The 25,493-nt window shown below is 68.1% G+C and carries 21 protein-coding genes; 11 read left to right on the top strand and 10 right to left on the bottom strand.

Annotated features, from left to right (window positions below):
- Positions 1–7: 7 nt before the first annotated feature.
- Both VLK31_RS12205 and VLK31_RS12200 read right to left on the bottom strand, forming a co-directional pair.
- Positions 8–943, bottom strand: coding sequence for a cation diffusion facilitator family transporter (locus VLK31_RS12205; protein ID WP_409168652.1), 936 nt, complete (start codon positions 941–943; stop codon positions 8–10).
- Between the two features lie 137 nt (positions 944–1,080).
- Entirely contained in the window at positions 1,081–2,085 is a 1,005-nt protein-coding gene (locus tag VLK31_RS12200) for an AraC family transcriptional regulator N-terminal domain-containing protein (RefSeq protein WP_409168651.1), read from the bottom strand.
- 239 nt (positions 2,086–2,324) lie between these two features.
- Between VLK31_RS12200 and VLK31_RS12195 the strand changes: the two genes are divergently transcribed.
- Positions 2,325–3,377 (top strand): aldo/keto reductase, encoded by a 1,053-nt coding sequence (locus VLK31_RS12195; RefSeq protein ID WP_409168650.1) that lies wholly within the window; start codon positions 2,325–2,327, stop codon positions 3,375–3,377.
- Here VLK31_RS12195 and bioD read toward each other — a convergent pair.
- From bioD to VLK31_RS12155, 8 genes are all read right to left on the bottom strand, one after another.
- Positions 3,360–4,115 carry a dethiobiotin synthase gene (gene bioD / locus VLK31_RS12190; protein WP_409168649.1) on the bottom strand — a complete coding sequence of 252 codons (756 nt, stop codon included), beginning with the start codon at positions 4,113–4,115 and terminating at the stop codon, positions 3,360–3,362. The two genes, VLK31_RS12195 and bioD, sit on opposite strands and share 18 nt — an antisense overlap.
- Positions 4,112–5,356 carry an 8-amino-7-oxononanoate synthase gene (gene bioF / locus VLK31_RS12185; RefSeq protein ID WP_409168648.1) on the bottom strand — a complete coding sequence of 415 codons (1,245 nt, stop codon included), beginning with the start codon at positions 5,354–5,356 and terminating at the stop codon, positions 4,112–4,114. The genes bioD and bioF overlap by 4 nt, the downstream gene beginning before the upstream one ends.
- Entirely contained in the window at positions 5,340–6,746 is a 1,407-nt protein-coding gene (gene bioA / locus VLK31_RS12180) for an adenosylmethionine--8-amino-7-oxononanoate transaminase (protein ID WP_409168647.1), read from the bottom strand. Before bioA ends, bioF begins: the two co-directional genes overlap by 17 nt.
- A 310-nt stretch (positions 6,747–7,056) precedes the next feature.
- Entirely contained in the window at positions 7,057–7,662 is a 606-nt protein-coding gene (locus VLK31_RS12175; RefSeq protein WP_409168646.1) for a class I SAM-dependent DNA methyltransferase, read from the bottom strand.
- Positions 7,659–8,417 carry a PIG-L deacetylase family protein gene (locus VLK31_RS12170; RefSeq protein WP_409168645.1) on the bottom strand — a complete coding sequence of 253 codons (759 nt, stop codon included), beginning with the start codon at positions 8,415–8,417 and terminating at the stop codon, positions 7,659–7,661. Before VLK31_RS12170 ends, VLK31_RS12175 begins: the two co-directional genes overlap by 4 nt.
- Positions 8,405–9,466 carry an acyl-CoA dehydrogenase gene (locus tag VLK31_RS12165; protein WP_409168644.1) on the bottom strand — a complete coding sequence of 354 codons (1,062 nt, stop codon included), beginning with the start codon at positions 9,464–9,466 and terminating at the stop codon, positions 8,405–8,407. Before VLK31_RS12165 ends, VLK31_RS12170 begins: the two co-directional genes overlap by 13 nt.
- A 114-nt stretch (positions 9,467–9,580) precedes the next feature.
- Entirely contained in the window at positions 9,581–10,216 is a 636-nt protein-coding gene (locus tag VLK31_RS12160; RefSeq protein WP_409168643.1) for an alpha-ketoglutarate-dependent dioxygenase AlkB, read from the bottom strand.
- On the bottom strand, positions 10,203–12,551 hold the full coding sequence (locus tag VLK31_RS12155) for an ATP-dependent DNA helicase (RefSeq protein WP_409168642.1): 2,349 nt from the start codon (positions 12,549–12,551) through the stop codon (positions 10,203–10,205). The genes VLK31_RS12160 and VLK31_RS12155 overlap by 14 nt, the downstream gene beginning before the upstream one ends.
- A 160-nt stretch (positions 12,552–12,711) precedes the next feature.
- Here VLK31_RS12155 and VLK31_RS12150 point away from each other — a divergent pair, with 160 nt between their 5' ends.
- From VLK31_RS12150 to VLK31_RS12105, 10 genes are all read left to right on the top strand, one after another.
- On the top strand, positions 12,712–16,236 hold the full coding sequence (locus VLK31_RS12150) for a response regulator (protein WP_409168641.1): 3,525 nt from the start codon (positions 12,712–12,714) through the stop codon (positions 16,234–16,236).
- A 2-nt stretch (positions 16,237–16,238) separates the two neighbouring features.
- Positions 16,239–17,108, top strand: a complete 870-nt coding sequence (locus tag VLK31_RS12145) for a CheR family methyltransferase (protein ID WP_409168732.1) — start codon at positions 16,239–16,241, stop codon at positions 17,106–17,108.
- The gene (locus VLK31_RS12140) at positions 17,105–17,710 is read left to right on the top strand and encodes a chemotaxis protein CheB (RefSeq protein WP_409168640.1); all 606 of its coding nucleotides are present in this window, start codon (positions 17,105–17,107) and stop codon (positions 17,708–17,710) included. Before VLK31_RS12145 ends, VLK31_RS12140 begins: the two co-directional genes overlap by 4 nt.
- Complete coding sequence (locus VLK31_RS12135; RefSeq protein WP_409168639.1) at positions 17,700–18,947, top strand: ATP-binding protein; 1,248 nt, start codon at positions 17,700–17,702, stop codon at positions 18,945–18,947. The genes VLK31_RS12140 and VLK31_RS12135 overlap by 11 nt, the downstream gene beginning before the upstream one ends.
- 73 nt (positions 18,948–19,020) lie before the next feature.
- Positions 19,021–19,380 carry a response regulator gene (locus tag VLK31_RS12130; protein ID WP_409168638.1) on the top strand — a complete coding sequence of 120 codons (360 nt, stop codon included), beginning with the start codon at positions 19,021–19,023 and terminating at the stop codon, positions 19,378–19,380.
- A 250-nt stretch (positions 19,381–19,630) separates the two neighbouring features.
- A complete protein-coding gene (locus tag VLK31_RS12125) occupies positions 19,631–20,167 on the top strand; it encodes a MarR family winged helix-turn-helix transcriptional regulator (RefSeq protein WP_409168637.1) in 537 nt (178 codons plus the stop codon).
- A 6-nt stretch (positions 20,168–20,173) separates the two neighbouring features.
- A complete protein-coding gene (locus tag VLK31_RS12120) occupies positions 20,174–21,757 on the top strand; it encodes an ABC transporter substrate-binding protein (protein ID WP_409168636.1) in 1,584 nt (527 codons plus the stop codon).
- A 104-nt stretch (positions 21,758–21,861) separates the two neighbouring features.
- Positions 21,862–22,803, top strand: a complete 942-nt coding sequence (locus VLK31_RS12115) for an ABC transporter permease (RefSeq protein ID WP_409168635.1) — start codon at positions 21,862–21,864, stop codon at positions 22,801–22,803.
- Between the two features lie 30 nt (positions 22,804–22,833).
- A complete protein-coding gene (locus tag VLK31_RS12110) occupies positions 22,834–23,799 on the top strand; it encodes an ABC transporter permease (protein WP_409168634.1) in 966 nt (321 codons plus the stop codon).
- Between the two features lies 1 nt (position 23,800).
- Positions 23,801–25,444 carry a dipeptide ABC transporter ATP-binding protein gene (locus VLK31_RS12105; RefSeq protein WP_409168633.1) on the top strand — a complete coding sequence of 548 codons (1,644 nt, stop codon included), beginning with the start codon at positions 23,801–23,803 and terminating at the stop codon, positions 25,442–25,444.
- Positions 25,445–25,493: the final 49 nt, after the last annotated feature.

Genomic DNA, 25,493 nt, shown 5'->3' with positions numbered 1-25,493 from the left:
GGTGGGCTCAGTGCGCAGCACCCAGCACCGCACCCTCGGCGGCCGGCGCGTCGCTGGCCTCGATGAACAAGCGTTTGATCATCGGAAAGCGCGCACGCACCTGCTTCTCGATGGCGGCAATGGCATCGGCCGCTTCGCCGGTGTCGGTGTCGTCGTGGAAGTTGACGTCGACCACCACCAGCACGTCGTTGGGCCCGACGTACATCGACAGCACATGGCCGACCTCCTCCACGCTGGGCTGGGCCATGGCCATCTCGCGGATCGCGCGGGCCGTCTCGGGGCGAATGCCCTCCCCAATCAGCAGGCCGCGCGCCTGGCGGATCAGGAACACGGCCACGCCGGCCAGCAACAGGCCGATGACCACGGAGGCCACGCCGTCGAGCTCAGGCATGTTCAGGCTGTGGCTGAAATAGATGCCCAGCCCCGCCACCAACAGGCCCGCCAGCGCCGCCGAATCTTCGGCAAGCACGGTGTAGGTGGTCGGGTCCTTGCTGCGGTCCAGCGCCTCCCAGAACGGCGTGTCGCCGGCCTGCTTCAGGAACTCCCGCAGCGCAATGACAAAGCTCGCGCCTTCGAACACGGCGGCAGCGGCAAGCACGACGTAGTTCCAGGTCGGGTCGCGCATCGGCTCGGGGTGGCGAATGTGCTGCACGCCCTCGAAGAACGACACGCCGCCGCCCAGCCCGAAGATCAGCACCGCGACGATCAGGCTCCAGAAGTACAGCTCCTTGCCGTGCCCGAACGGATGCTCCGCGCTGGGCGGTCGCTTGCTCAGGCGAATGCCCACCAGCAGCAGCACGCCGTTGAAGGTGTCGACCGCCGAATGAATGCCTTCGGACAACATCGCGGAACTGCCCGTGACGCCGGCCACGACGAACTTGGTGACGGCAATGGCAACGTTGGCGGCAATTGCGCCGTAGATGGCGACTTTGGATTCGGCCATGGGCTTTGCTGTGAGAAAGCAAGCAGTGTGGCTACGCCCTGCCGTTGCGCCGCCGGACGCCCGCGCAAGCCCTTGCAGGACGGCAGGACGCGCGCGCACGCACAAGCCGCGTAGTCAGCGTTGAAGAAACGCCGCGGCTACGCAGCCGCCATGGAGGCCGCGCCCAGCGCGTCGTTCCCCGCCTCGCTGAGCCAGCGCTGCTTGTCGCGCAGCGGCGGCGCGCCGAACATGCGGCCGTACTCGCGCGCGAACTGCGAAGGGCTTTCGTAGCCCACGCTGTGCGCCGCGCTCGCCACGTCGGTGCCGGTCACCAGCATCTGGCGGCGCGCCTCCTGCAGGCGCAACTGCTTCTGGTACTGCAGCGGGCTCATGGCCGTGACCGCCTTGAAATGGTGATGGAACGACGACACGCTCATGTGCACCGCGCGCGCCATGTCCTCCACCCGCAGCGACTGCGCATAGTTGACGCGCAGCGCGCTGATGGCCTTGGTAATGCGCTGGGTGTGGCTGTCCTGCAGCGCAATCTGGCGCAGGCGCGCGCCCTCGCCGTTCACCAGCAGGCGGTACATGATCTCGCGCTTGATCATCGGCGCCATGATGGGCACGTCTTCCGGCGTTTCCAGCAGCCGCAGCAGCCGCAGCACCGGGTCGAGCACCGGCATGGCAATGCGGTTGACGTACATGCCGCGCGACGCGGGCGCGTTGGCCTTGGCGGGCAGCTTTTCGTCGCCGATGAGCTCGCCGATTTCGTCCAGCGCCAGCTCCAGCCGCAGGCCCAGATAGGGCTCGTGCTCGCTGGTCACGCGCACCTGGCCGCACACAGGCAGGTCGACCGAGGTCACCAGGTAGTGCATCGGGTCGTACACGTAGATGTCGTCGCCCACGATGATGCGCTTGGACCCCTGGGCGATGAGGCCCAGCGCAGGCGTGGCAAAGGCGTGCTTGGGGCCGTCGGGCTTGCTGATGCAGAACACCTGCAGGCCCGCCACGGGCGTGTCCACGGTGCCGTCCTGCCCGCGTGTGATGCGGTTGATGAGCTGCACCAGTTCTTTTCTGGCTTCGTCGAGCTCGGGCTCCAGCGGCATCGGCTGGGCAAGGGCAGCGGAAGTGGCAGCGCCAATTTCGGGTGGGGAGTCGGACATGTTCAGGGCCTTGTCACGATGAAGGGGGGCAGCCACGCAACGGCCACCCTGGAGGAATGAGCGGTTTGCAGCTTAGCGCCGCACCCGCGAATCTGCACGCGCCCGGCGGGAGGTCTGGAGAAATAGGCAAGACCTTTGCAGGAACGCGCTCGCCACGCGGGGGGTGGCGGCGGGATACTTTTTGCAGCCGCCGGGGCTTTTCGGCCCGTTCAGGCGCCGCCACGCAAAGGACCACTTTCATGCAGTACCGCAAATTCGGCCGCACCGGCCTCCTGGTTTCCGAACTGTGCCTGGGCACCATGACCTTCGGCGGCTCCACCGGCATCTGGGGCCAGATCGGCAACCTGCAGCAGTCGGAGGCCGAAGGGCTGATCGGCAAGGCGATGGACGCCGGCATCAACTTCATCGACACGGCCGACGTGTACTCCGACGGCCTGTCGGAGGTAATCACCGGGCAGGCGCTGAAGAACCTGAAGGCGCCGCGCGACAGCTTCGTGCTGGCCACCAAGGTGCTGGGCGAAACCGGCAGCAAGGGCGTGAACTCGGCCGGCGCCTCGCGCTTTCACATCATGGACGGCGTGAAAGCCAGCCTGAAGCGCCTGCAGCTCGACCACATCGACCTGTACCAGATTCACGGTTTCGACCCGCTCACCCCCATCGAGGAAACCGTGCACGCGCTGGACACGCTGGTGCGCCATGGCCATGTGCGATACGTGGGCGTGTCGAACTGGGCGGCCTGGCAGATTGCAAAGGCGCTGGGCATTGCCGAGCGCGACCGGCTGGCGCGCTTCGAGTCGCTGCAGGCGTACTACACGATTGCAGGGCGCGATCTGGAACGCGAGCTGGCCCCCATGCTGCGCAGCGAGAACGTCGGCCTGATGGTGTGGAGCCCGCTGGCGGGTGGGCTGCTGAGCGGCAAATATGGGCGTGACATCGAAGCCGAAAAAGGCAGCCGCCGCGCCAGCTTCGACTTTCCGCCGGTGAACGTGGAGCGCGCCTACGACTGCATCGACGTGATGCGCCAGCTGGCCGACGCGCGCAAGGTGTCGGTCGCGCAGATTGCGCTGGCCTGGCTGCTGCACCAGCCGGTGGTGACCAGCGTGATCATCGGCGCCAAGCGCGCCGAGCAACTGGACGACAACATCGCGGCCACCGCCATCAAGCTGACGGCCGACGAGCTGGCCACGCTCGACAAGGTGAGCGCCCTGCCCGCGGAGTACCCCGGCTGGATGCTGGAGCGCCAGGGCGGCGCGCGCGCCAAGCGGCTGACGGAGTCAGGCCAGCGCGGCTGAAGCCAGAGGCTGTGCGCGGCACGCGAAACGGGCCGCATGAGCCGCCGTGGCGCGCAGGGCCCGCAGGTCGAGGTGGCGGGCGGCCTGCGCCGCATCGGGCTGGGCCAGGTGCGGTACCACGCCCAGCAGCGGCGCGCCAAGGCGGGCGCGCAGCGTCTGCAAGTTGGCTTGCGGCGCGAGCATCGACGGATCGACCCTGCTCGCCACCCACCCCGCCAGCACCAGGCCTCGCGCGCGAATGGCCTCCGCTGTCAGCAAGGCATGGCTGAGGCAGCCCAGCCGCAGGCCGACGACCAGCACCACGGGCAGCCCCAGCGCCACCGCCAGGTCGGCGCTGTCCAGGTCGTCGCAGAAGGGCACGCAGAAGCCGCCCACGCCTTCGACCACCACCGCATCGGCCAGTGTCTGCAACTGCGTGAAGGCCGAGAGGATGGGCTGCAGCACGATGCGCACGCCCTCTTCCTTTGCAGCGAGGTGCGGCGACATCGGCGCGCGCAGCAGGTAGGGACAGCGCAGCGCAAGCGGCGCGTCGACGTTGCCGGCGGCATGCAGCCGCTCGACGTCTTCGTTGTGCCACTGACCGCCCGCGCCGCCCACCTCTTCCAGCCCCGCGGCCACCGGCTTCATGCCGACCGCGCGCACGCCCGAGCCGACCAGCAGGTGCAGCATCGCGCTGCTGACCAGCGTCTTGCCGATGCCGGTGTCGGTGCCCGTCACGAACCATTGGCGGCGTGTCATGCGGGCTCCTTCGCGGGTTTCATCAGGGGTTGTGCCAGGGCTTGCCCCACGGCGTCCACCAGCCGCGCCACATCGGCCTCGCTGTGGCTGGCCGACAGCGCGATGCGCAGCCGCGCGGTGCCCGCAGGCACGGTCGGCGGACGGATCGCGCCGACGCGGATGCCCAGCGCATCGAGCTGCGCCGTCACCCGCATCGCCCGCGCGTTGTCGCCCAGCATCAGCGGCTGAATGGCGGTGGGCGACGGTGCCAGCCATGCGCTGCCGTCCGCGGGCAGCACCGCCTGCAGGCCCAGGCGCAGTTGCGCAATACGCGCCTGCAGGCGCAGCCGACGTTGCGCGCCCTCCTCGCCTTCGATGAGCGTTAGGCTCGCGAGCAGGGCATGCGCCACCGCGGGCGGCGCGGCCGTGGTGAAGATGTAAGGCCGCGCGCGCTGCACCAGGTAGTCGACCACGGTGCGGTGCGCCGCCACAAAAGCGCCCGCCACGCCCGCCGCCTTGCCCAGCGTGCCCACCAGCACCAGCCGCTGCGAGCGCAGACCCAGCGCCTGCAGCACGCCGCGCCCGGTGGCGCCCAGCACGCCGAAGCCGTGGGCGTCGTCGATGACCAGCCAGGCGTCGTGCCGCTCGGCCAGCGCCAGCAGATCGGCCACCGGCGCGATGTGGCCGTCCATGCTGAACACCGCGTCGCTCACGATGAGCTTCACGGGCGCATCGCACGCGGCCAGTTGCGCGTCGAGCGCGGCCATGTCGCAGTGCGCATAGCGCACGACCCGCGCCTTGGCCAGCCGCGCACCGTCGATCAGCGAGGCGTGGTTCAGCGCCTCCGAGAAGATCACCGCGTCGGCCCCGCCCAGCGCCGACAGCACCGCCAGGTTGGCCATGTAGCCAGTGCAGAAGAACAGGCTGCGTGCCTCGGGAATGAACGGCGACATCCAAGCGGCCAGGCGCTCTTCGAGCTGCGAATGCGCGCGCGAGTGGCCCTGAATCAGGTGCGAGCCGCCGCTGCCCGTGCCGTACAGCGCCGCGCCTTCGGCCCATGCCGCGGCCAGCGCCGGGTGCGCGGCCAGGCCCAGGTAGTCGTTGCTGCTGAAGCCGAGCATGGTGCGCGGCTGGGATGTGCCGGCCAGCGTCAGCGCTTGTTCGGGCGCGCAGGCGGTTTCCGCGATGTGGCGGCTACGGCGCAACTGTTGTGCATCGAGCGCGGCCATCTCGCTCTGCAGGCGGTCAAGCAAGCGCGACATCTCGGGCGCCTTCGTTCGGGTGGGTGGCAGTGACGGTCTTCAGCGTGGCCAGGGTGGCGTCTACCAATTGGTCGATCTCGTCGTCATCGATCACATAGGGCGGCATCAGATACGCCGTGGCGCCTATCGGGCGCATCAGCAGGCCGTTGGCGCGCGCCGCCAGGTGGAAGCGCTCCGCAAAGCGCGGGCCGGGGTCGCGCACATCGAAAGCGGTGATCATTCCGCACTGGCGCAGGTGCAGGTGGTTGGCCGCCTGCGGGTCGAGCCCCGCGCGCAAGCGCTGCAGCAGCCGCGCGGCGCGGCGCTGGTTGCGTCGCAAGGCGTCTTCTTGCGCGAACAGGTCGAGCGTGGCCACCGCCGCGCGACAGGCCAGCGCGTTGCCGGTGTACGAGTGCGAATGCAGAAAGCTGCGTGCCACATCGTCGTCGACAAAGCCCTGGTAGATGGCGTCACTGGTCATCACCAGCGCCAGCGGCAGATAGCCGCCGCTGATGCCCTTCGACAGGCACAGAAAGTCCGGCCAGATGCCGGCCTGCTCGCAGGCAAAGAAAGTGCCAGTGCGCCCGCAGCCCACCGCAATTTCGTCGGCGATGAGGTGCACCCCATGGCGGTCGCACGCTGCCCGCACGCGGCGCAGGTACTCCGGGCTGTACATGGCCATGCCGGTGGCGCACTGCACCAGCGGCTCGACGATGACGGCGGCAATGGTGTGGTGCTGCGCGGCCAGCAGTGCGTCGAGTTCATCGGCCGCGCGGTGCGCCACGGCGGCGGCGTCTTCGCCCGGCCTTGCCTGTCGCGCGTCCGGCGAGGCCACTCGGTTCGCGTTGGCGAGCAGCGGCGCATAGGCGTCGCGGAACACGGGCACGTCGGTCACGTGCAGCGCGCCGAGGGTTTCGCCGTGGTAGCCCTGCTTCAACGCCACGAAGCGCTGTTTGCCGGCGTGGCCCGCGTTGCGCCAGGCGTGAAAGCTCATCTTCAACGCAATCTCCACCGCCGACGCGCCGTCCGACGCATAGAAGCAATGGCCCAGCGCATGGCCCGTGAGCGCGGACAGTCGCTCGGCCAGTTCCACCGCCGGGGCATGGGTGCAGCCCGCAAGCATCACGTGGGAGAACTTGTCGAGCTGGTCTTTCAGCGCGGCATTGAGCGCGGGGTGCGCATGGCCGAAGAGGTTGACCCACCAGGAGCTGGTGGCGTCCATGTAGCGCCGGCCTTCGGCGTCGAACAGCCACACGTCCTGGCCGCGCGCAATGGGCAGAGGGGGCACCGCGTCCAGGCGGATGCTCTGGGTGCAGGGGTGCCACACGTGGCGCCGGCTGCGTTGCTGCAAGGCGGCGTTGGCGCTGTCAGCGGCATTGGAATCAGGGGGAAAAGCAGTCGTCGAAAGCACCCGTGCGTTCCTTTTTTCAGGGCAAGGCGCGGGATCGTAACGACGCGTTCGCGGCACTGCAAACGCTGAAATCGAGCGCGAGAAGACGGCCGTTTGCACGACGTTTGCCGGCGTAGCAATCATGTTCAAGGCACGCTCGCCGAACAAGCCGGCTCAGTGGCGTCACCGCGCCGTGGCTTGAAAACGCAAGTTGTCCGGCTGCCATCAGAAACAGGTCACGAATGTCCTGTTTGCGAGGCCGAGCATTGCGCTGAACGCTTTTCAGACATGCGCATTGACGGGTTTCAGCGACCCGGCATTGCCGCGCAGATCAGCGAATGCCCTCGCGCTGCGCCACCGATCGCGCATCCCGACACCACACCTGCAGCACGAAGTCGTCTTCCTCGTGCAGCACCAGCCGCGCCAGGCCAATGGCGGCCAGCGTCGCGTGCACCGCGTGGGTGGACAGGCTGCGCTGCGCAAAGTCCGGCCACCAGTCGCAGGCGACCAGCGTGCCGTCGGCAGCCAGCGATTGGCGGCAGCAGTCAGCCACGCGCTCCATGTCGTTGCGCTGCAAAAAGTAGCCCACCTCGCTGAGCACGATCAGGTCGAACGGGCCGGCCTCGTGCGGCCAGTCGCCCGGCAGGGTGTGTTGGGCGACGCGCACGTTAGGGAGCGCGGCGGTGCGTTGCCGCGCGTGTTCGACCGCATCGGCAGAGAAGTCGGCGGCCAGCAGGTCGTCGCAGCGCGGCGCCAGCGCCAGCGTGAGTTCACCGATGCCGCAGCCAGGCTCGTAGGCCTTGCCGTAGCGCGCCCGCGGCAGCGCCGCCAGCAGCACGGCGCGCTTGCGGGCCTCGTACCAGCGATCGCGCACGCCGTAGGGGTCGCTGCCGCCGGCATACATCGCGTCGAAATAGGGTCGCTTGCTCGCGCTCACAGAAACACCACCTCGTACGGGCGCGCCGCGCGCTGCACGGTGGTGTCGCGCAGCACGGGGCCGGCGCCGGTGGATGCGTCGTGCAGCAACTGGCTGGTGAAGGCTTGCACGGCCGCGCGCTTGCGCCGCACCGCGTCATCGCTCAGCACCACGCGAAAGGCGCGCTGCCACGGCACGCGGGCGTCGCCGGGGCCGGCCCAGTGCCAGCCCCACACGGGCACTTCGACCAGCCGCGCGCCGGTGCTGGCCACGGCCAGCGCGCAGGCTTCGCCTGTCGCTTCGTGGTCGGGGTGGCCGTCCTGGCGCCAAGTGGTGAACACCACGTCGCGCGGGCGCAGCAGCTGCACGAGCCGCGCGGCCAGCAAGGCGCGAGACACCTGCAGGCCACCGTCGGGCAGGCCCAGGCGTATCGGCTCGATGTGCAGGCCCAGGCACCGCAAGGCTTGAAGGGTCTCGCTCGGTCGGGTCTGCGCCAGTCGGTCGGCGGGCCATTCGGTGGAGCCCTGGTGGCTGGCGGTGCCATCGGTGACGGCGATCACCGCCACTGGCGTGCCGATGTCGGCCAGCTGGGCCAGCAGGCCGCCCACCGAGAGGACCTCGTCGTCGGGGTGCGGCGCGACGACCACCGCGCGGGCGCCTTCGGGCACAAGCGCATGCAAATCGATGGTGGGCAGCGCGGACAAGCCGGGCCAGCTGTGCCATTCCGCCTCGGTGGTGCCATCGCCTCGGATGGCGCGGCTTGCTACAGCGTCCATGACGGGGGCCCCTTTTGCTTGTTGTCTTGCTCGTTGTCTTGCGTGGCGGCTGCGGCATCGTCGAGGGCCAGTTGGCCCAGCCCCGCCAGGTCGCGCTCCGCATGGCTCTGGCGAAGGAAGACCGGCAGGTCGGCCATGGCGCGCGCGAAGTGCGGCTCTCGGCACAGCGGGCCTGCGCCGACCGCACGGCCGGCGTGGTGCATGACCTGGGTGGCGGCCTGCTCGACCGCCAGGCGCACGCGCATGGCGACGCGCTGGGCGTTGTCGCGCGGATGGCGGTCGATCCATGCGGCTGCCTCGCGCAGCATCGCGGCCGCCGGGGTCAGTGCCACGTCGATCGCGCCAAGGTGGGCCAGCCGGTGCGCGTCGGGCTTGGCGCCACCGGGGCGGCGCACCCGCTGCGCGATGCCGAGCGCCCCGCCGAACCAGCAGGCCGCGATGCCGGCGCCGCCCTGCCAGAAACCGGGCCGGCGCACGTAGTCGCCGGGCTGGCCGATCTGCACGGCCTGGGCGTTGTCGAAATGCACGTCGACGCTGGCGCTGCCGGCCATGCCGACCGCGTGCCAGCCTTCGTCGGTGACGCGCACGCCGGGCTGGCGAATGGCAACGGCCGCAAGACAGGGCTCGCCTGCCGCGTTCCAGCAACTGACAACTGCATGCGTCACCGTTGCCGCGCCGGAGCACCAAGCCTTTGTGCCGCTCAGACTGATGCGGCCGGCTTCATCGGCATCGAGCGTGACCCGCGCGTCCGGCGGCTCCGCGCACCATGTGCCCCACAGGGCGTGCGGCTCCGTGGCAGGTGCGCCGCCCAGTTCGGCCAGGATGGCGAGCGCGTCGGTGTGGCCTTCGAACAGCTTTACCAGCGAGAGATCGTGCGCGGCCACCGAGGCCAGCACACGCCAGCGCGCCAGGGTATGGCCGGCGCCGGGCAGAGGAAGTCGGTCGACACCGGCTTCAACCAGGTGGCCGAGGGTCAGAGCGTCGCCGTACCGTTGCGCAAGGGTATGGAGGCCATCGACAGATGCGAGACCGGGGGATGAATCGGGCATGTACCGAAGGTAGGCAAGCCCTGTGCGCCGAACAGTCGGCAAGACGCCCTCCCCCCTGTAGGAATGCTGGCCCGCGCGCCTGGCCTTATGCCGTGCGCCTCGCATCGCTGCGAATCAAGGCGTTCGGTGTCGGCGCGTTCGCAAGGTGATCGAGTAGCGCAGCGTCTCGGTCGGCGCAATGGCGTGCTGCCAGTCCCACCGCGCCGGCCCGCGCAGCACATAGATGGAGCGCGGCTCGACCAGAAATTCGAGCGCGCTCGGCCTAGACGCCGAGGCGCCCGGCACATAGGGCCTGAACTGCATCACCGCGTCGCCCTGCAGCGAGACGCCGACGATGTCCTCGAAGTCCGGCACGTCGCGGTGCCAGCCCAGCGGCGTGCCGGGCCGGTACTCCGCAATCAGCGCATGCGTGAGGTCGCCGGGCGCAATGCCGGCCCAGGCGGCGGCCTTGTCCCGCAGCGGATGCAGCATGTCGGGCAGCGGCGCGCCGGGTTTCAGTCGGTGGGTGTCGAAGTCGTAGCTGCCACCAAAGCCGATGCCGCGCCGGCGCGCGGTGTATTCCTTGTAGCGCATCTCCTTCAGCGGCAGGCCCTGCACGATGCGCAGCAGCTCGGCCTCTTCGTCGCGCGACAGAAAGTCGTTGTCGTAGCGCAGGCCTTCGATGGCGGCCACGGGGCCTTCACCGGTGCCTGCGACTTCCCCGAACAGGTCGGGCTGGCCAGCGTGCTGCAGGCGTCTAGCGGCGCGCACCGTCTTCACTCCCGGCCACTCGCCCGCCGGCCAGTTGCACATGCCACCAGCGCGGCAGCAGCTCGCGGATGTCGGGTCGCGCGAAGCGGTCGTCCAGCAGGTGCAGCACGCCCCTGTCCTGCTCGGTGCGAATCACGCGGCCGGCCGCTTGAACCACCTTCTGCAGGCCCGGGTAGAGGTAGGTGTACTCATAGCCCTTGCCGAAGCGCGTTTGCATGCGCTCGCGCGTGATCTCGTTGAGCTCGTTGTATTGCGGCAGCCCCAGGCTGGCCACGAAGGCGCCGATTAGCCGGCTGCCCGGCAGGTCGATGCCCTCGCCGAACGCGCCGCCCAGCACCGCAAAGCCGATGCCCTGCCCGCCTTCGGCAAAGCGGGCGATGAAGCTGTGGCGATCGGCCTCGCGCATGCCGCGCGTCTGCGTCCACACCGGCACACCGGGGTGCCGCAGCGAGAACGCGGCGCAGGCTTTTTCCAAGTAGTCGAAGCTGCTGAAAAAGGCCAGATAGTTGCCCGGCATGCGCTCGAACTGGGCGCCGATGATGTCCGCCACATTGCGCAGCGAGCCCGCACGGTCGCGAAAGCGCGTCGACACATGCATGGCCACCTCCACGCGCAACTGCTGGCTGCTGAAGGGCGAGGCCACGTCGAGCAAGGCGGTGTTCTCGGGCAGGCCGAGCGCGTCGCGGTAGAACTCGAACGGTGACAACGTGCCAGAAAAACAGGTGACCGAGACGGCATCGGCAAAGCGCGCCGCCAGGAACGGCGCGGGCACGATATTGCGGATGGCCAGCGAGCGTTCTTGCTGCGTGGCGCCCAGCGTGCGCTCGAACACCGAGTGGTCGCCGAAGGCTTCGGCCAGCCGGGCGAAGTGCAGCGCGTCGAAGAAAAAGCGCTGCAGCGGGCCTTGCGCGGCGTCGGGCGTGGCCGCGAAGTACTCGGCCATGGCGGTGTTGGCGGCCTGCAGCGTGCGCAAGAAACGCTCCGGAATTTCGTCGCCGGTTTCATAGGCCGCCTGCTGCGACTGCTGCACCGTGTCCCACTCGCGGAACAGCCGGGCCAGCGGGCCGCGCAGGGCGGCGGGCGCCACGCGGTGCGCTTCTTCGAGCGCCGCGCCTTCCAGCGCCGCGGTGTACATGCCGCGCGCGCGCTCCAGCAGGTTGTGCGCCTCGTCGACCAGCACGGCCACGCGCCAGTCGGCGTCGCGCATGGTGGCGTAGAGAAAGGCGCTGCTGTCGAAGTAGTAGTTGTAGTCGCCCACGATGGCGTCGGCCCAGCGGGTCATTTCCTGCGCCAAAAAATACGGGCACACGGTGTGCGCCAGCGCAATGTCGCGCAGCGCCGGCCTGTCGAGCCAGGCCGCCTGCGCGGCCTGCGCGCGCGCGGCGGGCAGGCGGTCGTAGAAGCCCTTGGCCAGCGGGCAGGCGTCGCCGTGGCAGGCGCGGTCGGGGTATTCGCAGACTTTTTCGCGGGCCGCGAGCTCCAGCACGCGCAACCGGCCGTCGCCCTGCCCCTGGTCGAGCACGCGCAAGGCGTCGAGCGCCACCGGGCGGCCCGAGGTCTTGGCGGTGAGAAAGAAGACCTTGTCGATGCGCTTCGCACTTTTCGCGGCCCGCGCCTTGAGCAGCGGAAAGATGGTGGCCAGCGTCTTGCCGATGCCGGTGGGCGCCTGCGTCATGAGGCAGCGCCCGCCCACGCCGGCGCGGTACACGGCCTGCGCCAGCTCGCGTTGGCCGGCGCGAAAGCTGCCGTACGGAAATTTGAGCCGCGCCAGGCTGTCGTCGAGCGCCGCACGGTGCGCAGCCTCGCTGGCGGCCCAGGCGCTGTAGCGCGCGCACAGCTGCTCGAAGTGTTCGCGCAGCGTGTCGCGGGTGTGGTGCTCTTCCAGCACGGTTTCGTCGCCGCTGGCCAGGTCGAGATAGCACAGCGCCACGGTCATCTGGTCATGGCCGTTCAACTCGCACAGCATCCAGCCGTAGCTGCGGGCCTGTGCCCAGTGCAGGGCGCGGTGGTTGCCGCGAATGGCATCGAAGTCGCCGCGGAAGGTCTTTATTTCTTCCACGCGGGCCAATTTGCCTTGGCCCCGGCGCGGCTCGTAGCCGTCGGCCCGGCCGCGCACCCGCAGCGTGCCGCAGATGGTGTCGAGGCTGACCTCGCTTTCGTACCCCTCGCCGCGTCGGTGCTGCACCAGCGCATGCCCGGCCATGCCTTCGAGCGCGCTGGGCGCGGGCACGAAGCGCAGGTCGAGGTCGCCCGCCTTCGCGCCGAAGGCACAAAGGGCCTTGACGGAAACGACGTGCGCTGCAACGGGGGGCGGCTTGGAGGGTTGAATGCCCATCGGGTTTTTACTGGATGAAAATACAGTATAGCCATGCGTGCCTCAAACTCGACCCCCCTCCTCGCGCGCCTGTCGAGGCCTTCTCCGACAGGGCGAGCTGAATTTATCGGCAAGACTTGAGGAGTTTTGCTTACAAATGCGACCGATGAACACGCGACCGATGAACACTCCCACCGCGATCGACCCCGAAGACTTTGAACGCCTGCTGGGCCGCAACATCAAGCTGCCGCTGATCGGCGGCGTCTTTGGTGCCGTGGTGTTCGTCGGGCTGATCCTGTTTTTGCTCAACAGCATCGGCTGGGTCGAGCACACCGACCGCGTCACCCGCGCCGCCAGCGAGCTGCAGCGCCAGAGCATCGACATGGAAACCGGCATGCGCGGCTTTCTGATCACCGGGGACGAGAGCTTTCTGGAGCCCTACCAAAGCGCCGTGCCGCGCATCAGGGGCGACACCGCCGCGCTGCGCGAGCTGGTGTCGGACAACCGCCAGCAGGTGGAGCGCATCGACCGCATCGCCGCCATCCAGGCCACCTGGCTGGAGTTTGCGCGCAGCCTGATTGCCGCGCGGCGCGCCGGCGAAGACGCGCAGGCCCAGGTGCGCCTGGGCCGCGGCAAGCGGCTGACCGACGACATGCGCACCGAGTTCACCGCGTTCATGGACACCGAGCAGACGCTGCGCTTTCAGCGCAACAACGACGCCAACCGCACCGCCTGGTGGACGGTGGGCCTGTTCCTGCTGTTCACGGTGGGCTTCACCGGGCTGGTGGCGTACTTCGGCAGGCGCCAGCTGATGCGGCTGTCCAACAGCTACGACGTGGTGCTGAACGAGCAAACGGCGCATTCCGACCGGCTCTCGCACGAGGCCTGGCTGCGCGGCGCGCAGAACGAGCTGGTGGGCGACCTGGTCGGCGAGCTGAGCGCGCCGGACATGGGCCGCAAGGTGCTGGCCTTCTTCTCGCGCCACATGGGCACCGCCGTGGGCGCTGTGTATGTGCGCGAGCGGCACGGGCCGCTGCGCCGCGCCGCCAGCTACGGTTTCTCCAGCGCGGCGGAGGCCACGCAGCAGGTGTTTTCGCCCACCGAAAGCCTGGTCGGCCAGGCCGCGGCCGAGCGCCGCCGCATGGTGATCGACCCGATCGACGCGAGCTACCTCCAGGTCAATTCCGGCCTGGGCCACATGGCGCCCAAGGCGGTGCTGCTGCTGCCGGTGGCCAGTGCCGGCATGGTCAACGGCGTGATCGAACTGGGCCTGGCCGGCCCGCTGGACGCGCGCTCCGGCGAGCTGCTCGACCTGGTGGCCGACGACATCGGCACCTCGCTGGCCGCGGCGCGCTACCGCGAGCAGCTGCAGGACGTGCTGGCCGAAACACAACAGCTCAACGAAGAACTGCAGGTGCAGCAGGAAGAGCTGCGCACCGCCAACGAAGAGCTCGAAGAACAGTCGCGCGCGCTTCGCGCCTCGCAGGCCATGCTGGAGAACCAGCAGGCCGAGCTGGAGCAGACCAACAGCCAGCTCTCGGAGCGCACCGAGGCACTCGACCAGCGCAACACCGCCCTGCGCCGCGTGCAGAGCGACCTGGAAGACCGCGCCGACGAGCTGCAGCGCGCAAGCCGCTACAAGTCGGAGTTTCTGGCGAACATGTCGCACGAGCTGCGCACGCCGCTGAACAGCGCTCTCATTCTGGCCAAGCTGCTGGGCGACAACCCGCAGGGCAATCTGACGGCCGAGCAGGTGAAGTTTGCCGACTCCATCTACTCGTCGGGCAACGACCTGCTGGTGCTGATCAACGACATTCTGGACATTGCCAAGGTCGAGGCCGGCAAGCTCGAGGTGGTGACCGAAGACATGTCGCTCGCCAAGCTCGCGCAGAGCCTGGAAAGCACCTTCAGCCCGCTGGCCATGCAGAAGAACCTGAGGTTCAGGCTGGAGATACAGCCCGCCGCGCCGGCCTTTCTGGTGACCGACCGCCAGCGCGTAGAGCAGATTCTGAAGAACCTGCTGTCGAACGCGCTGAAGTTCACCGACCGCGGCGAAGTGGCCGTGGTGGTGTCGCCCACGGCCGACGGCGGCGCGGCCTTTGCGGTGTCCGACTCGGGCATCGGCATCGACCCGCAGCAGCACGAGCTGATCTTCGAGGCCTTCCGCCAGGCCGACGGCACCACCAGCCGGCGCTACGGCGGCACCGGCCTGGGCCTGTCGATTTCGCGCGACCTCACGCTGCTGCTGGGCGGCACGCTCACGGTGCAGAGCACGCCGGGCCAGGGCAGCACCTTCATCCTGCAACTGCCGGCCAAGGCGCCGCAGGCGAGCGCGGCGGCCAACGCGCCGTCGGCTTTCACGGCGTTCTCCAGCGCGCCGCATTCGGCGATTTACTCGCCCAGGGGCAAGGCCACGGCCACCTCTGCGATGGCCCCGATGGCGCCGCTGGCGCCGCAACCGCCAGCGCCTGTGCCCGCGCCGCAGTTCGCCGACGACCGCGCCATTCCGCGCGACCAGGTGCGCCGCGTGCTGGTGATCGAGGACGAGCCGCAGTTCGCGCACATCCTGTACGACCTGGCGCACGAGCTGGGTTACCGCTGCCTGGTGGCGCACGGCGCGGCCGACGGCTTTGAGCTGGCCACGCAGTTTCTGCCCGACGCCATCCTGCTGGACATGCGCCTGCCCGACAGCACCGGGCTGGACGTGCTGCAGCGCCTGAAAGACTCGCCGCACACACGCCACATTCCCATTCACGTGGTGTCGGCCGCGGAGAACGCGCAGAGCGCCGCGCTGCAGATGGGTGCGGTCGGCTATGCGCTGAAGCCCGCCACGCGCGGCGAGCTCATGAAGGTGTTCGGCCGGCTGGAGGAAAAGCTCACGCAAAAGGTGAAGGTCGTGCTGCTGGTGGAAGACGACGCGCTGCAGCGCGACAGCGTAATCCGCCTGATTGGCGACGACGACATCGAGATCGTGGCCGTGGGCTCGGGCGAAGAAGCGCTGGAGCTGCTGCGCACGCGCGTGTTCGACTGCATGATCACCGACCTGAAGCTGCCCGACATGCAGGGCAGCGAGCTGCTCAAGGCCATGGCGGCGGAAGAGATCGTGTCGTTCCCGCCGGTCATCGTGTACACCGGGCGCAACCTCACGCGCGACGAAGAGACCGAGCTGCAGCGCTATTCGCGCTCCATCATCATCAAGGGCGCGCGCTCGCCAGAGCGCCTGCTCGACGAGGTGACGCTGTTCCTGCACAAGGTGGAGGCCGAGCTTTCCACCGAGCGCCAGGGCATGCTGAAAACGGTGCGCGGGCGCGACCGCATCTTCGAAGGCCGCACCATCCTGCTGGTGGACGACGACGTGCGCAACATCTTCGCGCTGACCAGCGCGCTGGAAGCACGCGGCGCCATGGTGGAGATTGGCCGCAACGGGCGCGAGGCGCTCGAAAAGCTCGACCAGGTGAGCGACATCGACCTGGTGCTGATGGACGTGATGATGCCGGAGATGGACGGCCTGGAGGCCACGCGCCGGCTGCGCGCCAACCCGCGCTTCGAGAAGATGCCGGTGATTGCCATCACCGCCAAGGCCACCAAGGACGACCGCGAACAGTGCCTGGCCGCCGGCGCCAACGACTACCTGGCCAAGCCGGTCGACCTGGAGCGGCTGTTCTCGATGCTGCGCGTGTGGATGCCGAAAATGGAGCGCCTGTGACCCTGAAGCCTTCCTCCTCCTCGCCCTCCTCCCCTGCCGCCACGCCACCGCACCCGCTCAGCGACACCGAGATCGAGCTGCGCCTGCTGACCGAGGCCATCTACCTCAAGTACAGCTACGACTTTCGCAACTACACCGTGGCCTCGCAGAAGCGCCGCGTGCTGCATGCGCTCGACCAGTTCGGCCTGCCCAGCATTTCCGCGCTGCAAGACAAGGTGCTGCGCGACCCGGCCCTGTTCGCCCGGCTGCTGCAGTTCCTGACCATTCCGGTGAGCGAGATGTTCCGCGACCCGCCGTACTTTCTGGCGCTGCGCCAGCACGTGGTTCCCATCCTGCATACCTACCCTTCCGTGAAGGTGTGGGTGGCCGGCTGCAGCACCGGCGAAGAGGTGTTCTCGCTCGCCATCCTGCTGCGGGAAGAAGGCCTGCTGGCACGCACGCAGATCTATGCGACCGACATCAACCCGAACTCGCTGGAGAAGGCGCGCCAGGGCATCTTTCCGATGGACGCGATTCGCGGCTACACCACCAACTACCAGCGCGCGGGGGGGCGCAGCTCGTTCTCCGACTACTACACCGCCGCCTACGACGCCGCGCGCTTCGACCCCTCGCTGTGCGCCGACGTGATCTTTGCCGACCACAGCCTGGCCACCGACAGCGTGTTCGCGGAAACGCAACTGGTGTCGTGCCGCAACGTGCTGATTTATTTCAACCGGCAGTTGCAGGACCGGGCGCTCGGGCTGTTCCACGAGTCGCTGTCGCACCGCGGCTTTCTGGGGCTGGGCTCGAAGGAGAGCATCGACTTTTCGGGCTATGCCAACAGCTTCGAAACGCATGCGCGCGCCGAGCGCATCTACCGCAAGCTCGCATGAGAAAAAGCCTGCGTTCGTCGGTTCACAAGCGCGTGGACGCCGTGGTGCTCGGTGCCTCTGCCGGCGGCATCGAGGCGCTGTACACGCTGCTGCACGACCTGCCCGCCACCTGGTGCCTGCCGATGGCGGTGGTGCTGCACCTGCCCGAAGAACACGAGAGCCACTTGGCCGAAATTTTTGCGCAGCGCCTGCCCATTCCCGTGCGCGAGGCCACCGACAAGATGCCGCTGGCGGGTGGCAGCCTTTACTTTGCCCCGCCGGGCTACCACCTGTCGATAGAGCGCGAGCGCACGTTCTCTTTGAGCTGCGAGCCGCCCGTGCTGTTCTCGCGCCCGTCGATCGACGTGATGATGGGCTCGGCCGCCGACGCCTATGGCCCCGCGCTGGCGGGTTTTCTGCTGACCGGCGCCAACTACGACGGCGCGCAGGGTCTCCACCGCATTCACCTGGCCGGCGGCCTTACCGCCGTGCAGGAACCGAAAGAAGCTCAGATTTCCACCATGCCCCAAGCCGCCATTGCGCGCCACGACCCCGACTACGTGCTCCCCTTGCGCGAACTGCGCGAACTGCTGCTTCAACTGGAGGCCGCTCATGAACTTTGAGGTCGAAAGCAAGCTGCTGATCGTCGACGACCTGCCCGAGAACCTGCTGGCGCTGGAGGCGCTCATTCGCGCGCCGGGCCGGGTGGTGTACCGCGCCGCCTCGGCCGAGGCGGCGCTGGCGCTGCTGCTGGAGCATGAATTTGCGCTGGCCATCGTCGACGTGCAGATGCCGGGCATGAACGGCTTCGAGCTGGCCGAGCTGATGCGCGGCACCGAGCGCACTCGGCACATTCCCATCATCTTCGTGAGCGCCGCCGGGCGCGAGCTGAACTACGCCTTTCAGGGTTACGAGAGCGGCGCGGTCGACTTTCTGCACAAGCCGCTGGACCCGCACGCGGTGGTCAGCAAGGTGAACGTGTTCGTCGACCTCTACCAGCACCGCAAGGCGCTGCGCCACGAGATGGAATCGCTGGCAGCGGCGCACCGCAAGCAGGAAGAACTGGTGCAACAACTGCAGCACACCCAGCAGGAGCTGGAGCGCGCGGTGCGCATGCGCGACGACTTCATGTCGATGGTGTCGCACGAGCTGCGCACGCCGCTGAACACGCTGTACCTGGAGGCGCAACTGCGCCAGCTGCACCTGTCCAAGGGCAACCTGGCCAACTTTTCGCCCGAGCGGCTGCCGGCCATGATCGAGCGCGACCAGCGGCAGATTCGCAACATGGTGCGCCTCATCGACGACATGCTCGACGTGACGCGCATGCGCCGCGACGCGCTCTCCATCCAGACCAAGCCGGTCGACCTGGCCGTGCTTGCGCGCGCCGTGGTCGAGAGCCTGCGCCAGCAGGCCGAGGCCGCGGGCACGGTGATCACGCTGGAGGCGCCGGCCGCGTTGCACGGCGTGTGGGACGAGTTCCGCATCGAGCAGGTGCTGACCAACCTGCTGACCAACGCGCTGCGCTACGGCGGCGGCAAGCCGGTGCAGATGGTGGTGCAGCAGATCGGCGACACGGCACAGGTGGCGGTGCGCGACCAGGGCATCGGCATTGCGCCGCAGGACCAGGCGCGCATCTTCGAGCAGTTCGAGCGCACCGCGGACAGCCACAAGCATGCGGCGGGGCTGGGCCTGGGGCTGTACATCACGCGCAAGATCGTGAGCCTGCATGGCGGGCGCATCGGCGTGGAAAGCGCGCCGGGCGAAGGCTCGCGCTTCGTGGTCGACCTGCCGATGCATGCGAGCGACACGGGTGGCGACACAGGCCCGAGCGACGCGGCCGGTGCCCACGCACAACCGTAGGCATGCTCCTACGGCAAAGCACACGGCGGACCCCGATACTGCTCCATTCGACTTACTTGATAGGAAGCTTTCAGTGAACGTGCTGATCGTCGACGACAACGAAGCGGCAGCCGATCTCCTGCAGGAGCTGCTGTCCCTGCAGGACCACACGGCCCGCTGTACTTACACCGCGCAGCAAGCCATGGACGCGGCGGCCGTCGAGCATTTCGACGCCGCGCTGATCGACCTGACCCTGCCCGACTTTCCGGGCACTGAGGTGGCGCGGCGCCTGCGTGCCAGCACCGCCGAAGGCACGCCCAAACTGCTGGTCGCCATCTCGGGCTTTTCCGTGCACGACACCGGCGGGCATGCGGCCGCGGGGCTGTTCGACCACCACCTGCAAAAGCCGATCGACATTGAAAAGCTCGAGCGGATCCTGGCGCATGGCCTCTGAGCGAAGGCGCTTCAATCGTGTTTGTCTAGTGGGGTGAGCTGGTGCACGCGCTGCACCGGTTCGGTGAGCGGCGTGCTGCCGGCAAGCAGTCAGCCGCTGCTCATTGCGCGGCCTTTCCACATCCCGCACACCATTTCCCCCAGGGCCGTGCGCCCTGCTAGGGGATTTCCCTTGCCGCCTGGCCCGAAGCTTGCGTAGCTCGTTCATATAGTTGAAACTTTCAACTATTGAAGATTTCTACCATAGAGCCATGCACGAACCGCTTCAACTCAAGACCGACTACATCAACGTCCTGCTCGATCAGGCCACCGAGCGCACGCGCGATCGCGGCTCGCGCGTGTACGAGATCGAACTGGGCATTTCGCTGCGCGACATCCGCCTGCTGCGTGCCGTGGGCGGCTCCCCCGGCATCACCATGGGGCAGCTGGTGCAGGTATGTGCCATCGAGAAGACGCTGGTGTCCAAGCTGGTGAGCGCGCTGGTGCAGCGCGATCTGCTGAAGCGCCAGATCGGCAATGAAGATGCACGCCAGATCCATCTGTACCTCAGCAAAGCCGGCGTTGACCTGGTGATGCGCGCCGAGCCCATCGGCCATGAGATGGAAGCGCGCTTTCTAGATTGCCTGAGCGTTGCGGAAGCCGACACGCTGCGCCGCACCCTCGCAAAGATCATCGATGCCGAAGCGCGCTCGCGCGACATCTTCGAGTTCTTGCTCGTGCAGCTGCGCGAAAGCAAGGCCGCCGAATCCGCCCCCTCGTCTCCCTCCGCCCGCCCCCGAAAGAAGTAAGGCCCCATGGCAACTCCCCTCTCGCTACGCCGCGCGTTCGCGGTCTCCTTATGCGCACTGGCAATGGCGTTTTCAGCCGCCGCGTCGGCACAGACCGTGCTGCGCACGGTGCCCTCGTCGGACCTGAAGATCCTCGACCCGATCTGGACCACCGCCAACATCACGCGCAACCACGGCTTCATGATCTACGACACCTTGTTCGGCATGGACGAGAAGGGGGTCATCAAGCCGCAGATGGTCGACAAATACACCGTCAGCCCCGACAACAAGGTATGGGCCTTCACGCTGCGCCCGGGCCTGAAGTTTCATGACGGCGCGCCCGTCACCTCGCAGGACGTGATCGCCTCGCTCGCGCGCTGGGCCAAGCGCGACACGCTGGGCCAGAAGATGTACGAGGCCATGGACAGCATTGCCGCGGACGGCCCCAACGGCTTTCGCATGACGTTCAGGCAACCGTTTGGCGTGGTGCTGGAGGCGCTGGGCAAGCCCAACCCGCTGGTGCCCTTCATCATGCCCAAGCGCGTGGCCGACACGCCCGCCGACAGGCAGATCGAGGACATGACCGGCTCCGGCCCATTCACGCTGGCCAAGGAAGACTTCCGCCCCGGCGACCGCATCGTCTACCGCAAGAACACCGCCTACGTGCCGCGCAAGGAGCCCGCATCGGGCCTTGCGGGTGGCAAGGTGGTGCATGTGGACCGCGTTGAATGGGTGCTGCTGCGCGACCCGCAGACGCAGGCCAACGCGCTGCTCAACGGCGAGGTCGACATGCTGGAAACAGTGCCGTCCTCCGGCTACGCCGACATGCGCACCAACGACAAGATCGACCTGGTGGACGTGATGCCCGCCGGGCCGTTCACCGTGATCTACAACCACAAGATCGCGCCCTTCAACAACCCGAAGGCACTGCGGGCCGCCATGCTGGCCATCAACCAGGAGGCGATGCTGCGCGCCCAGGCCACCTTCCGCGACTTCTACAAGCCCTGCGCGTCGATCTACCTGTGCGGCTCCACCTACGCCAGCGACAAGACGGGCTTCTTTACCGGCAAGCCGCAGTTCGAGGAAGCACGCAAGCTGCTGAAGGAATCAGGCTACGACGGCAAGCCCGTGGTGATCATGCTGCCGGGGGACTCGCCCGCGCTGAACAAGCTGCCCGCGGTGTACGGCCAGTTGCTCAAGCAGGTGGGTTTCAACGTGGACGTGCAGACCACCGACTGGGCCACGCTGGTCACCCGCCGCACAAAGAAAGACCCGGTGGAAAACGGCGGCTGGAACGCCTTCATCACCTTCTGGGGCGGCGTGGACGCCAGCAGCCCGCTGACCTACAGCCCCCTGACCGGCAACGGCGACCAGGGCTACTTCGGTTGGCCGGTCGACCCCGAGCTCGAAAAGCTCAAGTCGCGCTTCATCGAAACAGCCGACGTCGCGCAGCGCAAGGACATTGCCACGCAGATCCAGCTGCGCGTGCTCGAAGGCGGCGTGATTGCGCCGCTGGGTGAAGGCAAGGCGCCGACGGCCGTGCGCCGCGGCGTGGTGAGCGGGCTGCTGAAGTCGCCCGCGGTGCTGTACTGGAACGTGCAGAAGAAGTAGCCCCCTCTTCGATCGGAGTGCTTGGCCGGTTGCCCTTGCGGCAACCGGTTGGGGACTGCCGTTGCCCGCGCTTTTCGCGCACTCCCTTTGCAGGAGATTTCCTCATGCTCAACTTTCTGTTGCGGCGTGGCCTGGCCACCGTGCCGGTGCTGCTGATCGTCGCCGTCATCGTCTTCCTGCTGCTGCGCATGACGCCCGGCGATCCGGCCGCGGCCATTGCGGGCGATGCGGCCAGCGCGCTGGACATCGAGCGCATTCGCGCGCAGCTTGGCCTGAACGATTCGATTCTTGTGCAGTTCGTCACCTGGCTCGGGCACGTGGTGCGCGGCGACCTGGGCTATTCGTTTTTCTACAAGCTGAGCGTGACCCAGCTCATCGGCCAGCGCCTGGAGCCCACGCTGTCGGTGGCCGCGGTGACGGTGGTGCTCACCGTGCTGATCGCCGTGCCGCTGGGCGTGCTGGCGGCGTCCAGGCGCGGCGGTCGACTCGACCGCTTCATCATGGGGGCGTCGGTGCTGGGCTTCTCGGTGCCGGTGTTCGTGGCGGGCTATCTGATGATCTGGCTGTTCTCCATGAAGCTGGGTTGGCTGCCCTCGCAGGGCTACAGCCGAATGGCCGATGGCGTGGGCCCGTGGCTGCGCAACCTGGTGCTGCCGTGCATCACGCTGGCCGTGATGTATGCGGCGCTGATTGCACGCGTGACCCGCGCCGCGGTGTCCGAGGCGCTCACCGAAGACTACGTGCGCACCGCGCGTGCCAAGGGCATTTCGGAGTGGCGCATGCTGATGCGCCACGCGCTGGCCAATGCGGCCGTGCCCATCGCCACCATCATCGGGCTGAGCGTGGCGGGGCTCATTGGCGGCGTGGTGGTCACCGAAACCATCTACGCGATTCCGGGGCTGGGCCAGCTCACGGTCGACGCGGTGCTGTCGCGCGACTACCCGCTCATTCAGGGCATCACCCTGTTCTTTTCCCTCGTCTACGTGGTGGTCAACCTGCTGGTGGACCTGAGCTACCTGCTGCTCGATCCGCGCATCCGGTACTGACACGCCACGGCTTTCATCGGGACACTTCTCATGACTTCGATTTCCATTCCAGCGGACCCGGCAGACCCAGCAGACCCGGCGGACCCGGCGGACCCGACGAGCGTGCCACGCCAGCGCAAGCCGTCTTTGCTGCGCCGCATCTTTTCCAACGGTGCCGTGCGCACCGGCAGCGCACTGCTGTGCCTCATGGTGTTGATCGCGGTGGCGGCGCCCTGGCTCTACACCATCGACCCCAACGCCATGGACCCGGCCAGCTCGCACCTGTCGCCCGGCACGCGGGCCGAGTTCGTCACCCTGGCGGGCGACGCGTTCGAGCATGTCTTTCCCCTGGGCACGGACAGCATGGGCCGCGACATCTGGAGCCGCACCGCGTACGGGGCGCGCGTTTCGCTGTCGGTGGGGGTGACCGTGGCGCTGGGCTCCATTGCAATGGGCCTGCTGGTGGGCATGGTGGCGGGCTACTTTCGCCGGCTCGACGGCATCGTCATGCGGGTGATGGACGGGATGATGGCCATCCCCGGCATCCTGTTCGCCATCGTGCTGGTGGCCGTGTGGCGGCCCAGCCTGTGGACGGTAATTTTGGCCATCGTGGTGCCCGAGACACCGCGCGTGGCGCGGCTGGTGCGATCGGTGGTGCTGTCGGTGCGCGAGGAGCCCTATGTGGAAGCCGCCATTGCGCTGGACACACCCACCTGGCGGCTCATGGTGCGCCACATTCTGCCCAACACCATTGCGCCGCTGATCGTGCAGGGCACCTTCGTGTGCGCCGCGGCCATGCTGGTGGAAGCGGTGATGTCGTTCCTGGGCATCGGGCTGCCGACCGATGTGCCGACCTGGGGAAACATCATGGCCGAAGGCCGCGCGCACTTCAGCTCGCACCCCTCGACGGTGCTGCTGCCCGGTGCGTTCCTGGCAGTGACGGTGCTGGCGGTGAACATGCTCGGCGACGGCCTGCGCGACGCGCTCGACCCCAAGTTCAACCCGCGCGGAGCCTGACATGACACCCACCTCTTCCAGTCAACACACGGGCCAGGTGCCCAGCCTCTCGGTGCGCGACCTGCGCATCGACCTGCCAACCGGTGCCGATCGTGCGCATGCGGTGCACGGCGTTTCTTTCGATGTGATGCCTGGCCAGGTCGTGTGCCTGCTGGGCGAATCGGGCTCCGGCAAATCGGTGATCGCGCAGGCGGTAATGGGCCTGCTGCCCACGTCGCTCGTGCCCTCGGGCGGACGCATCGAGGTCCAGGGCGAGAACGTGCTCGACGCCGACCACGCGCGGCTGCGCGCGCTGCGTGGCGTTCGCATGGCCATGGTGTTTCAGGAGCCGATGACGGCACTCAACCCGGTGATGCGCTGCGGCGCGCAGGTCGACGAGGTGCTGGCCGAGCACACCGCGCTGGGCACGGCCGAGCGCCGGCAGAAGGTGCTGGCCATCTTCGCGCGGGTGAAGCTGCCCGAGCCCGAGCGCATCTACGACGCCTACCCGCACCAGCTGTCTGGCGGGCAGCGCCAGCGCATCGTGATTGCCATGGCGCTCATCCTGCGGCCCGCGCTGCTGATCTGCGACGAGCCGACCACAGCGCTGGACGTGACCACGCAGGCCGAGATCCTGTCGCTCATCCGCGAGATGCAGCAGGAGAACGGCACCGCGGTGCTGTTCATCACGCACGACTTCGGCGTGGTGGCGGACATTGCCGACCAGGTGGTGGTTTTGCAACTCGGCCGTCAAGTCGAGAGCGGCCCGAAAGATGAAGTGTTGCGCCGACCGAAAGAGGCCTACACGCGCATGCTGCTTGACGCCGTGCCGCGCCCTGAGCCAGCGCAGCGCCCTGCCCTGGCCGCCGTGCCGCCGCTGCTCGACGCGCGCGGCATCAGCAAGACCTACACCGCCGGCGCCTGGCCCGGCAAGCGACGCACGGTGCACGCGGCCATCGACGTGTCGCTGAAGCTGCATGCGGGTGAAACGGTGGGCATCGTGGGCGAGTCTGGCTCGGGCAAGTCGACGGTGGCGCGCTGCATCGCGCGGCTCATCGAGCCGACCGAGGGCGACGTGCGCATGCCGCGCATGCCTGAGCAGCACTCCGCGCGCGAGCGGCTCTCGGCCTTCCGGCGCACCGTGCAGGTGGTGTTCCAGGACCCGAACCGGTCGCTGAACCCGCGCCGCACGGTCGGCCAGTCGATCGTGGAGGGGCCGGTGAATTTCGGCATGTCGCCCGCGGCCGCATGGAAGCGCGCCGAAGAGCTGATGGCGCTCGTGCGGCTGAAGCCCGATGTGCTGCACCGCTACCCGAGCGAGTTTTCCGGTGGCCAGCGCCAGCGGCTGTGCATTGCGCGCGCGCTGGCCTGCGAACCCCAGGTGCTGATTGCCGACGAGGCCGTGTCCGCGCTGGACGTGTCGGTGCAGGACCAGATCCTGAAGCTGCTGGCGGAGATCCAGCAGCGGCTGTCCATCGGCATCCTGTTCATCACGCACGACCTGCGCGTGGCCAGCCAGATCTGCGACCGGCTGATCGTCATGCACAAGGGCCGCATCGTCGAGGAAGGCACTGCGCGCGACGTGCTGCTGTCGCCGCGCGAGGCGTACACGCGCTCGCTGCTGGCCGCCGCGCCGGGCCAGGGCTACGCCTTTGGGCAGGGCTGAACCTCGCCGACCGGCCACTCTTTTTTCTTCACACCTCAACCACCAAAGA

The organism is Variovorax sp. H27-G14 (assembly GCF_046156345.1).
GTDB lineage: Bacteria > Pseudomonadota > Gammaproteobacteria > Burkholderiales > Burkholderiaceae_C > Variovorax.
Note: the sequence above shows the minus strand (reverse complement) of the source record. Positions and strands in the feature narration are given on the sequence as shown.

Excerpts from the sequence above, each read along its gene's own strand:
- VLK31_RS12205 (WP_409168652.1), bottom strand. The coding sequence starts at position 943 with ATGGCCGAATCCAAAGTCGCCATCTACGGCGCAATTGCCGCCAACGTT.
- VLK31_RS12200 (WP_409168651.1), bottom strand. The coding sequence starts at position 2,085 with ATGTCCGACTCCCCACCCGAAATTGGCGCTGCCACTTCCGCTGCCCTT.
- VLK31_RS12195 (WP_409168650.1), top strand. The coding sequence starts at position 2,325 with ATGCAGTACCGCAAATTCGGCCGCACCGGCCTCCTGGTTTCCGAACTG.
- bioD (WP_409168649.1), bottom strand. The coding sequence starts at position 4,115 with ATGACACGCCGCCAATGGTTCGTGACGGGCACCGACACCGGCATCGGC.
- bioF (WP_409168648.1), bottom strand. The coding sequence starts at position 5,356 with ATGTCGCGCTTGCTTGACCGCCTGCAGAGCGAGATGGCCGCGCTCGAT.
- VLK31_RS12170 (WP_409168645.1), bottom strand. The coding sequence starts at position 8,417 with ATGGACGCTGTAGCAAGCCGCGCCATCCGAGGCGATGGCACCACCGAG.
- VLK31_RS12165 (WP_409168644.1), bottom strand. The coding sequence starts at position 9,466 with ATGCCCGATTCATCCCCCGGTCTCGCATCTGTCGATGGCCTCCATACC.
- VLK31_RS12155 (WP_409168642.1), bottom strand. The coding sequence starts at position 12,551 with ATGGGCATTCAACCCTCCAAGCCGCCCCCCGTTGCAGCGCACGTCGTT.
- VLK31_RS12150 (WP_409168641.1), top strand. The coding sequence starts at position 12,712 with ATGAACACTCCCACCGCGATCGACCCCGAAGACTTTGAACGCCTGCTG.
- VLK31_RS12140 (WP_409168640.1), top strand. The coding sequence starts at position 17,105 with ATGAGAAAAAGCCTGCGTTCGTCGGTTCACAAGCGCGTGGACGCCGTG.
- VLK31_RS12135 (WP_409168639.1), top strand. The coding sequence starts at position 17,700 with ATGAACTTTGAGGTCGAAAGCAAGCTGCTGATCGTCGACGACCTGCCC.
- VLK31_RS12125 (WP_409168637.1), top strand. The coding sequence starts at position 19,631 with ATGCACGAACCGCTTCAACTCAAGACCGACTACATCAACGTCCTGCTC.
- VLK31_RS12120 (WP_409168636.1), top strand. The coding sequence starts at position 20,174 with ATGGCAACTCCCCTCTCGCTACGCCGCGCGTTCGCGGTCTCCTTATGC.
- VLK31_RS12115 (WP_409168635.1), top strand. The coding sequence starts at position 21,862 with ATGCTCAACTTTCTGTTGCGGCGTGGCCTGGCCACCGTGCCGGTGCTG.
- VLK31_RS12110 (WP_409168634.1), top strand. The coding sequence starts at position 22,834 with ATGACTTCGATTTCCATTCCAGCGGACCCGGCAGACCCAGCAGACCCG.
- VLK31_RS12105 (WP_409168633.1), top strand. The coding sequence starts at position 23,801 with ATGACACCCACCTCTTCCAGTCAACACACGGGCCAGGTGCCCAGCCTC.